This window comes from Collinsella sp. CLA-AA-H302, from assembly GCF_040093305.1.
In the GTDB taxonomy this organism is placed as follows: domain Bacteria; phylum Actinomycetota; class Coriobacteriia; order Coriobacteriales; family Coriobacteriaceae; genus Collinsella.
In genome coordinates this window covers 37,675-51,088 of the sequence record NZ_JBBNJW010000010.1, presented here as the reverse complement: position 1 = coordinate 51,088, position 13,414 = coordinate 37,675, and the positions used below count along the sequence as shown (strand labels likewise).

11 protein-coding genes are annotated in these 13,414 nt (G+C 60.6%); all 11 read left to right on the top strand.

Going from position 1 to position 13,414, the window contains the following annotated elements:
• Position 1: 1 nt before the first annotated feature.
• Complete coding sequence (xerD, locus tag AAAV21_RS08270; protein ID WP_349108783.1) at positions 2-943, top strand: site-specific tyrosine recombinase XerD; 942 nt, start codon at positions 2-4, stop codon at positions 941-943.
• 462 nt (positions 944-1,405) lie between these two features.
• Entirely contained in the window at positions 1,406-1,840 is a 435-nt protein-coding gene (locus AAAV21_RS08265) for a division/cell wall cluster transcriptional repressor MraZ (RefSeq protein ID WP_006234269.1), read from the top strand.
• Between the two features lie 20 nt (positions 1,841-1,860).
• Positions 1,861-2,826: a 16S rRNA (cytosine(1402)-N(4))-methyltransferase RsmH gene (gene rsmH / locus AAAV21_RS08260; RefSeq protein WP_006234266.1), complete on the top strand. Its 966-nt coding sequence runs from the start codon at positions 1,861-1,863 to the stop codon at positions 2,824-2,826.
• A 90-nt stretch (positions 2,827-2,916) separates the two neighbouring features.
• Positions 2,917-3,387: a hypothetical protein gene (locus AAAV21_RS08255; RefSeq protein ID WP_022094483.1), complete on the top strand. Its 471-nt coding sequence runs from the start codon at positions 2,917-2,919 to the stop codon at positions 3,385-3,387.
• A gap of 182 nt (positions 3,388-3,569) precedes the next feature.
• The gene (locus AAAV21_RS08250) at positions 3,570-5,270 is read left to right on the top strand and encodes a penicillin-binding protein 2 (RefSeq protein ID WP_332068160.1); all 1,701 of its coding nucleotides are present in this window, start codon (positions 3,570-3,572) and stop codon (positions 5,268-5,270) included.
• A gap of 128 nt (positions 5,271-5,398) precedes the next feature.
• Positions 5,399-6,823 (top strand): UDP-N-acetylmuramoyl-tripeptide--D-alanyl-D-alanine ligase, encoded by a 1,425-nt coding sequence (gene murF / locus AAAV21_RS08245; RefSeq protein ID WP_117584228.1) that lies wholly within the window; start codon positions 5,399-5,401, stop codon positions 6,821-6,823.
• 3 nt (positions 6,824-6,826) lie between these two features.
• Complete coding sequence (gene mraY, locus AAAV21_RS08240) at positions 6,827-7,846, top strand: phospho-N-acetylmuramoyl-pentapeptide-transferase (RefSeq protein ID WP_089571579.1); 1,020 nt, start codon at positions 6,827-6,829, stop codon at positions 7,844-7,846.
• Between the two features lie 9 nt (positions 7,847-7,855).
• Complete coding sequence (gene murD / locus AAAV21_RS08235) at positions 7,856-9,262, top strand: UDP-N-acetylmuramoyl-L-alanine--D-glutamate ligase (RefSeq protein WP_349108782.1); 1,407 nt, start codon at positions 7,856-7,858, stop codon at positions 9,260-9,262.
• A 36-nt stretch (positions 9,263-9,298) separates the two neighbouring features.
• The gene (gene ftsW, locus AAAV21_RS08230; RefSeq protein ID WP_349108780.1) at positions 9,299-10,792 is read left to right on the top strand and encodes a putative lipid II flippase FtsW; all 1,494 of its coding nucleotides are present in this window, start codon (positions 9,299-9,301) and stop codon (positions 10,790-10,792) included.
• Complete coding sequence (murG, locus tag AAAV21_RS08225) at positions 10,782-11,897, top strand: undecaprenyldiphospho-muramoylpentapeptide beta-N-acetylglucosaminyltransferase (protein WP_349108778.1); 1,116 nt, start codon at positions 10,782-10,784, stop codon at positions 11,895-11,897. The genes ftsW and murG overlap by 11 nt, the downstream gene beginning before the upstream one ends.
• 97 nt (positions 11,898-11,994) lie before the next feature.
• Entirely contained in the window at positions 11,995-13,413 is a 1,419-nt protein-coding gene (gene murC, locus AAAV21_RS08220) for a UDP-N-acetylmuramate--L-alanine ligase (RefSeq protein WP_099431529.1), read from the top strand.
• Position 13,414: the final 1 nt, after the last annotated feature.

Sequence of the window (13,414 nt, the reverse complement as noted above, 5' to 3'; positions counted from 1 at the left end):
GGTGCCGGCGAACCAAGAACATACCGAAGCTACTCCCTCGTCGCTCGCTGTGGTGGCGGGGGAGTATCTCGATTACCTTGCGGTCGAGCGGGGTTTGGCGCGCAATACGATTGCGGCCTACCGTCGTGACCTGACGACGTACTGCGCCTATCTGGAGCGGGCTGACATTGCGTCTTTTGAAGATGTGAGCCGTCAGGTCGTGGAGGGCTTTGTTGCCGATCGCCGCGACGGAGGCTATTCCGACGCCTCGGTGGAGCGCGCGCTTGCTGCCGTGAAGGGCCTGCATGCCTTTTTGGTGCGCGATGGGGCCGTGGCCCAAAACCCGACGGCGGCGTTGCGCCTGCCCAAAAAGGCAGATCGCCTGCCGGAATACCTTTCGGTGGAGGATGTCTCGGCGCTGCTCGATCAAGACTTTCCCGAGGGCGAGATGGGTCTGCGCGACCATGCCATCTTGGAAGTGCTTTACGGTTGCGGCTTGCGCGTGAGTGAACTGGTTGGGCTCGATGTGGGCGATATCCATATCGATGACGGGTTTGTCCTGGTGCGCGGTAAGGGCTCCAAGGAGCGTCTGGCCCCGTTGGTGGGAAGCGCGGCTCGCGCCTTGACACACTATATAGGTGACGGGCGCACGCTCCTGGCCGCCCATGCTCACGGGACGGAGACCTCGGCGGTCTTTTTAAATAAGAACGGACGTCGCCTGTCGCGCCAGGCCGTGCATGCGATATGCGAGCGGTATGGGCGCCAGGTGGGGCTGGTGGGGCTCCATCCCCACACCCTGCGCCACTCCTTTGCCACCCACATGCTCGCGGGCGGTGCCGACCTGCGTGTGCTGCAGGAGATTTTGGGCCATGCCGATATTTCGACCACGCAGGTCTACACGCATGTCGACCGCACGCAACTGACCGAGGTCTATCTGGCGGCGCATCCGCTGGCACATCGCTAGTACCCCGCTGACCTGCATATTTATACATAGTAAGGGGGACGGGCCCCAGATTGCCGAGACGCACTTTTGCGTGCATGGGCAATCTGGGGTCCGTCCCATTTTTTGCCAGACACCGACGCGGTGGTGGGCCGTGTGTGCCGTGGGTGGGGGAGTTTGGGGGCGATGTGAACGGTGTGTAAAGGGACGTAAAAATCGCCTCAAGGTCAACTTGAAGGTTGAGGTTCGCGGGCGTGGTTCTACAGGTGGCATCCCGCCTTTGCTGCAAACACAACATATTGTGTTTTCGAACATATGCTCGGGGGTGTTTTACAACATATTGAGGGTGGAGTGCTGGGGTGGCGTGGGGGAAGGGGTGGGGAAAGGTGTTGAAAAATGGGGCGGTTCCCCATATTATTGATGACGTCGACAGGCGGGGTGGTTCCCCGCGTACGTGCCATCTGAGTAACCGAGGGGAGGGCGCACATGGGAATGACGGGTGCATACGAGCGCAATCTCGATGCAAAAGGTCGTCTGTCCCTGCCTGCACCCCTTCGTGAGGAGCTTGGAGAGCACGTTCGCGTGTTTAAAGCCCTGGATGTCGATGCTCTGTACGTGTTCTCTGCCGAGGCCTTCGATAAGTGGGTCGAAGGACTCTTCGCGGGTCGTGAGGGCCATGAGGGTTTTAACCCGCGTGACATTAATGACCAGAAGCTCATGAGGGCGATCAACAAGCGCACCACGTCGATGGACGTGGACAGCGCCGGTCGTATCGGTCTTTCTGAGTCTCTCCGCAAGCAGGCGAACCTCGACCGCGAGGTCACGGTTGTGGGCAACTACGACCACCTTGAGGTTTGGGATCGCGCCGCGGCCGATGAGGACGATGACGATGAGGCCCTGCTGGACCTCTTCTTCTCGTAAGGGCAAGGCACGGGTAACGGATGGAGCGTGGGATCTTGACACAAGAATATCGGCATGAACCTGTCATGCTCGGCGAAGTGCTTGAGTCGCTGCGGCTAAAGAGCGGCTCCGTTGTCTGCGATTGCACCCTTGGCGGTGCCGGCCATTCGGTAAAGATGGCCGCGCAGGTGGGGGAGACGGGCCTTTTGCTCGGCGTCGACCAGGACGACATGGCCCTCGAGGCCGCTGGCGCCCGTCTGGACCGCGAGGTTCCCGGCGTTCCGCACCAGCTGCTGAAGGGCAACTTCGGCGACTTGGACGAGCTGCTTTGCTCGGCCGAGGTGCCCGGGGTCGATGGCTTCCTGTTCGATTTGGGCGTTTCGTCGCCGCAACTCGATATCCCTGGCAGGGGCTTTTCGTATAACGAGGACGCCCCATTGGACATGCGGATGGATCCGGGTAATAACACCTTAAACGCAGCTGAGGTCATCAACACCTATAACGAACACGACCTCGCCCGGATTCTACGCGTCTACGGCGAAGAGAAGTTCGCCTCGCAGATCGCGCGCGAGATCGTGCGCCGCCGCGAGCAAGAACCGATCGAAACCACCGGCCAATTTGTCGAGATCATCAAGGCGGGTATCCCGGCTGCCGCTCGTCGGCATGGCGGACACCCGGCCAAGAAAAGTTTCCAGGCCATTCGCATCGAGGTCAATCACGAGCTCGATGTGCTCGAACGAGGGCTTGATGCCGCCACCAGGTGGCTCAACCCGGGCGGACGTATCTGCGTCATCTCGTATCACTCGCTCGAGGACCGTATCGTAAAGAACCACTTTAAGGAGATGAGCCAGGGGTGCACGTGTCCGCCGGAGATTCCGGTGTGCGTGTGCGGCAACGTGCCGATACTCAAGGTCATCACCCGCAAACCCTTGGTTGCCCAGCCTGATGAGGTTGAGCGCAACCCTCGGGCGAGATCAGCCAAAATCCGCGTGGCGCAGCGTCTGTAGGCACGACCGCGCGATATTGGACCTCCCGCTCGCACCATAAACGAAGCTTAAACACACTACCAACGTACTCGGGATGGGAGGCGGCATATCATGGGCTACAACACTTCAAGCGCAGCACTCGCCTATGATATGAACGCCATGCCCGCCTATCGTGAGACGCCGCAGGCCCCCGTTGCTCCCCGTGAGCAGCGCACGCCGCGCTTTGATGTCTACACGGGCGCGGGCCGTCAGGCAAACCAGGCGGTAAGCCCGGTTTTCATGAGCGTTCTTAAAACGTTTTGCATCATTGCGGCCATCTTCATGACGATCGGCGTCGCCCGCGTGGCGCTCGCCGGCGTTACGGCCCAGGTGCTCAACAGCAACGCCGAGCTTACCAACACGCTCGAAAAGGCGACCGATGAGAGCTCCGACCTGGAGGTCATGCATTCGGTCTATGGCGCCGACACGCGCATTCGCGACCTTGCGGGCGCTTACGGCATGGTGGAGCCCAGCGAGAGCGTTACACTTGACTTTTCGCAGGATGCAGCCGCGGGCGCCAACGCGACCGCGACCGCTCAGTAGCAAGACGGTAGCTGAGTATGACAAATGACTATCGCCGCGGTTCCGATGGGGGCCGCGGTTCTGGACGTCCCTCGTCGCGGGGGCGTTCTGGTTATCAAGGAACGGGTCGGCAATCTTACAACGCCGGGCAGTCCCGTGGCAACGACCCGGCGTCGCGACTTCGCGGCTCGGGCGGCCCTCAAGTGCATAACACCAGGTCGCGCAAGAGTTCGTCGACCGAATGGCTCACGGGCACGCCTCTGCCTCGCCGCAAAGCCGTCATGGGCTTCATTGGGCTTGGCTTGGGCTTGGGCGTCTTTCGCCTTGCCGACTATCAAATTGTCGAAGCCGATAAACTGCGCGAGCGTGCCGATGCGCGCCGCCTGCTTGCGCAGACCCTCTATGCCAAACGTGGCACCATCTACGACCGCAACGGTAACGTGCTGGCGTCGTCGGTCGAATGTCGCAACATCGCCGTGAACCCCCAGCTTGTCGAGGATGTTGACAAGACGGTGTCGGCGCTGGTCAAGGCAACTGGAATCGATAAAAAGACCTGCCGCAAGCTCGTTGAGTCCGATGGAACCTGGGTGTATATCAAGCGTCAGGTGGACGAAGACGACGCTGCGGCGCTGGAGAAGAAGAACCTGCCCGGCGTGCTTTTTGAGCAGGCCATGAAGCGCGTATATCCATACGGCAATCTGGCATCGCAGGTGCTGGGTGTAGTGAATGTAGACAACGACGGCTTGACGGGTCTCGAAAAGCAATACAACAAGCTTCTGACCGGCACGAACGGTTCTCTCGTACGCGAGCGCGCGAGGGACGGCAGCTATATCGCGGGCGGTGCCTATAAAAAGGTGGCTGCGGTCGACGGCGTTGATATCGTGACGACGCTCGACGTCAATATCCAGCGTGCGGCCGAGGATGCCCTGGCAGAGGCTGTCGAGAAGACAAAGGCCAAGAACGGCTCGGCGCTGGTCACCGATCCTACGACAGGCGAGATCTTGGCAGCCTGCTCGTATCCGACCTACGACCAGACCAATTTGGAAAACGCCAAGACCGAGGATATGAACTTGCGCCTGGTTACCGACGCCTACGAGCCCGGCTCGGTCTTTAAGACGCTCGTGGCGGGCGCCGGCTTCGACTTGGGTGTCGTGCGGTCGAGTACGTCGTTTGAGGTGCCGGCGAGCATCAAGGTGGGCGACGATACCGTCACCGATGCCGACAAGCGCGATTACGCCATGACCATGGATGTGCGCGAGATGATGCGCCGTTCGTCCAACGTGGGATTTGTCCTGGTGGGGCGCAAGATCGGTGCCGACGACTTTGCTGCCTATGTGGACAAGTGGGGCATCGGTCACAGCTCTGGTGTCGATTTTCCGGGCGAGAGCCTGGGCATCGTCAAGGAGCGTGACCAGTATGACGGCGCCACGCTGGGTTCGATGAGCTTTGGACAGGCGCTGTCTGTCTCACCGATTGAGATCGCACGTGCCGTGGGCGGCATCGCCAACGGCGGCGTGATGATGACCCCGCACTTCTATAAGTCCAGCAAAGGCGACGAGAAGGACTGGGGCGAAGGCGAGCGCGCGATTTCGGAGGACGCCGCATCCCAGGTGACATCGTGCATGCAGACGGTCGTGTCGGAGGGAACGGGCGTTGGCGGCGCGGTTGACGGCTATGACGTGGCGGGTAAGACCGGTACGGCCGAACGTGCCGACGAGAACGGCGGCTACCTCAAGGAGAACTACATGTCGTCCTTTATGGGCTTTGCACCGGCACAATCGCCCAAGGTGCTGTGCTATATCACGCTCGACGGAACGCCGAGCGGCTCAGATGCCGCTGCGGTGCCGTTCCAGTCCATTATGGCCAACGCGCTCGACGTGCTGGGTATCCCACACACGAAGTAGGGGGTTACAATCTTTGGGGCGTGGTTTGTTGTCCCATATGAGGGGTGTTCACATGCCCTGCACCACGCATGCGCGGCGCTGGGATACAATACGCCGATAGCATTATTTAGGTTTACAGGGGAGCTGCAATGATAGAGATCGCCGTCAACAACCTCGCGGCCGCAACAGGGGCCCGAACCGTGACGGGAGAAGTCGATCGGGTATGCCGCGGGTGCGTTATCGACTCGCGCCAGGTCGAGGAAGGGACGATTTTCGTCGCCTTTCCCGGTGAAAACGTCGACGGCAATGATTTTGCTTCCCGTGCCGTCCAGTCGGGTGCCGGCGCCGTCGTGATGACGCGTGAGCCCGAGGCCGAGCTGGTCTCGCTGGCGCAGGACAAGGGCTGTGCCATCTTGCTGACCGATGATCCCGAGGAGTTTCTGCTGCGTTTGGCGCACGCGTATCGCCTGGAGCTTGGCTGCCTGGTCGTTGGCATTACCGGTTCCATCGGCAAGACGACGACCAAGGACGTTCTCGCCGCTGTGCTCGCCAAGCGCTATCGTGTCTGGGCCACCAAGGGCAATTTCAATAACCTGATCGGCATGCCGCTCACGGTGCTTTCCGCTCCGGCCGATACCGAGGTCCTGGTGCTCGAGATGGGCATGAACCATTTCCACGAGATCGAGCGCCTGTCCCAGTCCGCCAATCCCAACCTTGCCATCGTGAGCAAGATCGGCACCTCTCATATCGGCATTTTGGGCAGTCGCGAGAACATCGCCCGCGCTAAGGCCGAGATTGTCCAGGGCATGTGCGCCGCCGGCGACTATTTGCCGCTGCTGGTTTTGGGCGGCGAGGACGATTTTACGCCGTTCATTCGCGATACGTTCGCCCAGCCTGCTGGTATCGACGTGATGCTGGCCGGTGTCTCTGACGATGATGAGGTCCGCGCCCGCGACGTTCGCGTTGATGACGAGGGCCGTCCGGTCTTTACGCTCGATTTTGGTCAGGGCGAGACAATCGATACCATGCTTGCCATCCCCGGCGTGCAGTCCGTTCCTAATGCCGTTAAGGCCGCCGCGGTTGCCTATCGCCTGGGCGTGACGCCCGAGCAGATCGATGCTGCCTTTAGGGGTCTTACGATCACCGGGCACCGCCAGGAGATCAAGCGCGCCAAGAGCGGTGCACGCATCATCGACGATTCCTATAACGCCAGCGCCGAATCGATGGCAGCCGGCCTCGATCTGCTGTGCTCGCTTTCATGCACGGGGTCTCGCATGGCGATCCTGGGCGAGATGGGCGAGATGGGCGATGAGGCTCCTCGCATGCATGAGCTCGTGGGCGCCTATGCCGCCGCCAAGAAGCTCGACATGCTGGCGTGCGTGGGTGGTGAGCTGGCCCAGCTTATGGCCGATGCCGCGCGCATGATGGGCATGGACGAGGACCGCATCCAGGTGTTCTCCGATTATCAGCAGGTGCTCGACCGCATGGGCGGCGCGCTTGAAAAACATGATGTTGTACTGGTCAAGGGTTCCCGCTTTGTTGAGCTCGACCGCTTTGTGGAAGGTGTGTGCTAGCCCATGTTCGGCAATCCCTCGTATCCAACGTATCAGGCTTTTTTGGGGCTTGGCATCGCCGCAGCCATTGCGCTGCTGCTCATGCCGTGGTGGATTAAGCTGCTCAAGGTCGAGGGTATCGGCCAGCAGGTTCGTGCCGACGGCCCCAAGCGTCATTTGGTTAAGCAGGGAACGCCCACCATGGGTGGCGTTGTCATCCTCGTCGCGATCTCGCTGACCTGCCTGCTGATGGGCAAGCTCACCACCGAGCTCGTGCTCGTGCTGCTCGCCACGCTGGCGACCGGCGTGCTGGGCCTGATCGACGATCTGACCTCCGTTACGCATGGGCGCTCGCTCGGTCTGACGCCGCATGCCAAGATGATCGGCCTAACCATTATCTGTGTCACCTTTACGGTGCTTGCCGTCAACTGGTGCGGCGTCGCCCCCGAGATTCGTTTTCCCGGTGGGTTGACGATTGACCTTGGCGTGCTTTCGACTACCATCTGCGGCTATTCGTTCCCGTGGCTCTATATTGTCTTTTGCTGGCTGATGATTGCCGGTCTTTCTAATGCCGTGAACTTGACCGATGGCCTTGACGGTCTTGCTGGCGGCACCTCCATGATCGCCATGCTCGCCATGGCTGCCATGGCGTTTTTGCACGGAGACGTGAACCTGTCCATCTTCTGCACCGCGTGTGCCGGTGCCTGCCTGGGCTTTCTGTGGTTCAACTGCTATCCGGCGAGCATCTTTATGGGTGATACCGGCTCGCTTGCTCTGGGCGCCGCGTTTGCCTGTACGTCCATCATGACTAACACCGAGGTCGTCTCCCTCATCATCGGTGGCCTGTTTATCGTTGAGACCCTGTCGGTCATGATTCAGGTTGTCTACTTCCATTTTACGCACAAGCGCGTCTTCCTTATGGCGCCCATCCATCATCATTTCGAAAAGAAGGGTTGGGCCGAGACCAAGGTCGTCATCCGTTTTTGGATTATCGCTGCGGCATTTGGTGCCGTTGGCCTTGCCCTGTTCTTCCAGTTGGGATAGTGGTCTTTCATGCCTCTTGCTGATGTCTTTAGCCTGCTCGTTTTGGGTCAGGGCAAATCCGGTCTCGATGTCGCCCGCTGGGCGCTGGCACATCCAGAGCGCGTAAGCGCCGTTACCGTGTATGGCGGCGGCACCTCTGAGCCCAATGACGCCACGCGTGCGCTCGAGGCTGCCAGTGCGTCGTTTGTCTATGGGACCGAACAGGTCGAGGGCGCCTATGACGTATGCGTGACGTGCCCGGGCATCTCGGAGTTCTCGGGCTTCTTTAAGGCCGGGCGCGAGCATGCCGCCCAGATTATGGGTGAGCCCGAGTTTGCCTATCGCCTGTCGCCCGATAACTGGATTGCCATCACGGGCACCAACGGCAAGACGACCACCACGTCGCTGACCGATTATCTGCTCAAGGCTTCCGGTGAGGCCAGTGTAGCTGTCGGCAACATCGGCGAGCCGCCTATCAACGAGATTGACGGCCGAGCCCACAACGAGTGGTTTGTGGCTGAGCTCTCGAGCTATCAGATTGCTACGACCACCGAGCTCCACCCTCGCGTGGCGGTGCTGCTCAACATCACTCCCGACCACTTGGGCTGGCATAAGAGCCATAAGAACTATGCGCTTGCCAAGATCAAACTGTTTGACAATATGGTCGATGACGATCTGGTGGTCGTCGACGTCGAAGACGCCGGCATTCACGAGTTCGATGAGTACATCTATACGCCGGGTCGCCGCATCTGCAAGGTCGCTTTTGACGAGCCCGAGGGTGCAGACGCCGCCTTTGTGCGCGACGGCAAAATGGTCGTGCGCCTGAAGGGCGTCGAGACTCAGCTTGTCGCCACGTCCGAACTCAAGATCTCGGGCCATCACAATGTTATCAATGCCCTGTGCGCTGCCACGGCTGCCCTGGCAGTCGGTGCCGATGTCGATGGCGTCTGCCGCGGTCTGGCCTCGTTCCAGCCGCTCGAGCACCGCGTGGAGCCGTGCGGCGAGATTGACGGAGTGCGCTACGTCAACGATTCCAAGGCGACCAACACCGACGCGGTCGAGAAGGCACTGACGGCATTTCCCGACGACAACGTGATCTTGCTGCTCGGCGGCCACGATAAGGGCACGCCGCTCACGGACTTCGCGCGCGTCGTTATGGATAACGTGCGCTCGGTCGTCTGCTTTGGCGATGCGCGCGAGCGCTTCACCGCCGCTATGGACGAGGCCGATGTCGATGGCGATGTGGATATCGCCCAGGCGGATGACCTACGCGATGCCGTGGACGTTGCCCGTTCGCTGTCGAGCCGTGGCGACGTGATCTTACTTTCTCCTGCCTGCTCTTCGTTCGATGAGTTCTCGGGCTATGAGGAGCGCGGCCGCGTGTTTAAGGACTATGTGGCCCAGCTTGCCGCTGCAGCGAAATCGCAAATGGAATAGGGGTTGCCGGTGAGAGAGGAGAGCCCCCGACAAGGTATGAGGAGGCCCGACTCGGACCGTGCTTCCTCGCGGCGTAGCACACCGCGTTCCGGTCGCGGCGGGCAGTCGTTTAGCGAACGCTATATTGCCGGCGTTCCCGCCCGCATCATGCGCCCCCGTCTGATATTCATGGCCTGTCTGTTTATCTTGGTGTGTTTTGGCCTGCTGATGGTGTACTCGGCGTCTTCGGTCGAGGCACTGCACGAGAATGGCTCAGCGACGTTTTTTCTGGGTCGACAGGCTGCGTTTGCCGTGGTCGGTGTTCTGGCGCTGATTGCCATCGTGCGCGTTTTGCCGGACAGCTGGTTTGGGGAGGATGTGCTCAGGATCTTCCTCATAGGCATGATAGGGCTACTGTTTCTGGTGTTCTTGGTGGGCAGCGGCAGCCGTGGCGCCACGCGCTGGCTCAACATCGCCGGCATTCAGTTCCAGCCTTCCGAGTTTTTAAAGCCATTTGCCATTGCGTATTCGGCCATCATGCTTGATCGCTTCTTTTCGCCCGGTGGCAACATCAACGAATTCCTTCGCAAGATGGGCATCTACCTGGGCATTTCGCTCTTTCTGATCTTTATCCAGCCCGATTTCGGTACCGTCCTGATCATCCTGCTGACCCTCATGTGCATGGCGTTGTTTGCGGGTCTCGACCCCAGATTTATCATCGGCGTGCTAATCTTCGGCATTCTCGTGATCGTGATTGCGCTTGTCGCAGAGCCATACCGTATGGTGCGTATTCAGGTTGCCTTGAACCCTTGGGCCGACGAGTATGGTGACGGCTATCAGGCCACGCTTGCCATCATGGCCTTTGCCTCGGGCGGTCTGTTCGGCCGTGGCATCGGCAACTCAACCATGAAGTACTCGTATCTGCCCGAGGCGCACAATGACTACATCCTGGCCATCATTGGCGAGGAAGTCGGTTTTGTCGGAACCGTCCTGTTCTTCTTGGTGTTTGCGATGCTGATCTACTCGGCGTTTCGCATTGCCGAGCAGGCGACCGATCGTCGGGGCGCGCTCATGGCGTCTGGCTCTGCGGTCATTCTCGCGGTGCAGTTTTTGATCAATGCGCTGGGCATCCTCAACGTGTTTCCCATGACGGGCAAACCGTTGCCGTTTATTAGCTATGGCGGTTCGTCGATTATTGTGTCGCTTATGCTTGCCGGTCTGATCCTGCGCGTTTCGTACGAGAGCGCCCGTCGCGATGAGTACGACCGTCGCCGCGAGAGCTTTGCCGTTATGGATGAGAGTACCGCCGGCGTGCCCCACGTACGCGGCGAGCGATCTTCGCGTAACGGCTTTACCGTTCTGGATGGCTCTGCGACCGAGCCGGCAGCTCGTCCACGTCCGCGGACGGCGCCGCAAGGTCGTCCGCAGCGCCCCAGCCCTCGCAGCGCGGGCGGCGGATATAATCGAATCGATTTGAACTCGGACCCGTCGGCGCGTTTGCGCACCGACGACCAGGGACCGCGTGTACGAAGGGACTACCATGACCGATAAGATGACCGTTGCTATTGCAGCCGGCGGCACGGCAGGACACATTAACCCCGCGCTCGCTTTGGCCGAGGAGCTGCATGACCGTGGCCACCACGTTGTGTTCGTGGGCCAGTCGCGCAAGCTCGAGGGTCGTCTGGTCCCCGAGGCTGGGTTTGATTTTGTGCCCATTACGGTCACGGGCTTCGACCGCTCCCGTCCCTGGACGGCGCTGACCTCGCTGTGGCGTGTCAACAAGGCCAAGCGTGCGCTCGCCAGTCATTTCTCAAAGGTCGGCAAGCCCGATGCTGCCATCGGTTTTGGTGCCTATGTCGAGGTTCCGCTGCTGGGGTGGTGCAAGGGCGCAGGCGTTCCGTATCTGCTACATGAGCAGAACTCTGTTCCGGGCCTGGCCAACAAGATGATGAACTCCCACGCCGCTCGCGTGTGCATCTCGGTGCCGGCAGCGCGCTCGGTCTTTGAGCGCGAAGGTGACCCTGACCACGTGCTCATGACCGGCAACCCCGTACGTCGCTCGGTGATCGAGGGCGATCGCGCTCGCGGCCGCAAGGCACTTGGCGTTCCCGAGGACGCTACGCTGCTGCTCGTCTTTGGCGGTTCACTTGGCGCCCAGCACCTCAACGAGCGCGTGGCTTCGCTCAAAAACGAGCTGCTTTCGCGCAAGAACCTCTATGTGTTGCATTCGACGGGTGCCGACGGCTTTGGGGAGACCGAGCGCGCTTTGGCGCTGACGCCCGAGGAGGCGAAGCGTTACCGCGTCCAGCCTTACATCGACAACATGGGCGATATGCTGGCTGCTGCCGATTTGGTGCTCTCGCGTTCGGGTGCATCGAGCGTGGCCGAGATCGCTGCGCTCGCCGTGCCCTCGATACTCGTGCCGTATCCGCATGCGACGGCCGACCACCAAACCACCAATGCCCGTTATCTGGTCGACGCCGGGGCCGGCGTGCTCTGTGCCGATGCCGATATCGACGGTTCTGCCTTTGCCGATGAGCTGCTGCACCTGGTCGATGACGCGGCAGAGCGCGACGTCATGCGTCAGGCGGCGCGTGGTCTGGCTCAGGATAGGGCCGCCGCTCTTCTGGCCGATGCGGTAGAGGGTTTGCGTTAGTTAGACGGGATATCGTCGGTCGCCCTCGCGCTGATGCGGTAGGTGCGGTACAGTTAACGGGTTACAGGCAGTGTTTACGCAAGGAGTACACGAGCACATGGCTGATTCCCAGACTGCAACCTCCGCGCCCGAGTTTAAGAGCGCCCACTTTATCGGTATCGGCGGCGCCGGCATGAGCGGCATCGCCCTCGTTCTGCACGAGCGCGGTTATGCCGTTACCGGCTCCGACCTTAAGACATCACGTTATATCCGCCAGCTTACACGCGCTGGTGTGAAGGTGCATGTGGGCCATGAGGCAGCCACGATCGACGAGGTCAAGCCCGACGTGGTTGTTGTCTCCACCGCTATTCCGGAGTCCAACCCTGAGCTCGTGCGCGCTCGCGAGCTGGGCATTCCCGTGTGGCCCCGTGCCAAGATGCTCTCTGCTTTGGGCCACGGCTACACTACCGTCGCTGTTGCCGGCACGCATGGCAAGACCACCACGTCTTCGATGTGCGCCACCATGCTCGACCGCATGGGTCTGGATCCGAGCTTCTTGATCGGCGGCATCGTCGAGGGCTATGACACGAACGGCAAGAACGGCTCGGGCGACTACTTTGTCGCCGAGGCCGACGAGTCCGACAGCTCCTTCCTGTTCCTGAACCCCAACGTAGTCATTGTGACCAACGTCGAGGCCGACCACCTCGATCACTACTCGGGTATCGAGGAGATCGAGGCAACTTTCGCCAAATTCATGAGCCTGGTGGGCGAGGACGGCACCGTCATCGTCTGCGGCGAGGACCCGCATCTGGTCGAGCTTGCCAAGTCGACGGGCCGTCACGTGCTTTCCTACGGCTTTGCCGAGAGCAACGACATCGTCTGCGTGCACCCGGATGTCAAGGGCATCCAGAGTGACTTTATCGTTCGCTTTGAGGACGGCACCGAGCACGCTGTCGAGATTAAGAGCAACCCCGGTCGCCACAACATGCTCAACGCCACGGCGGTGCTCACCGTCGCCCATGTCCTGGGCCTTGACATCGACGCCGCCGCCAAGGCGCTCTCGAGCTTTGAGGGCGTCCGCCGTCGCTTTACCCACGTGGGCGATATCGATGGCATCACCGTGGTCGATGATTACGGCCATCACCCCACCGAGATCAAGGCGACGCTTGCTGCCGCTTCCTCGCTGGGCTACAAGCACGTCGATGTCGTGTTCCAGCCGCACCGCTATTCGCGCCTGCAGGCCCTGTGCGACGACTTTGCCGATGCATTTGCCAATGCCGATAAACTGCTGCTGATTGATGTGTTCTCGGCTGGCGAGATGCCCATTCCGGGTGTCACCTCTAAGATGCTCGCCGATACCGTGCGCGCCAAGCATCCTGGCAAGGAGGTCGTGTACTGCTCCAGCCGTCTTGAGCTCAATCAGGAGCTCGAGCAGATGGTGGGCGAGGGCGACCTGCTGCTCACCATGGGTGCCGGCGACGTTACGACCGTCGGTCCCGAGTTCATTGAGTATCTGACTGCCAAGAAAGACGCTTAAG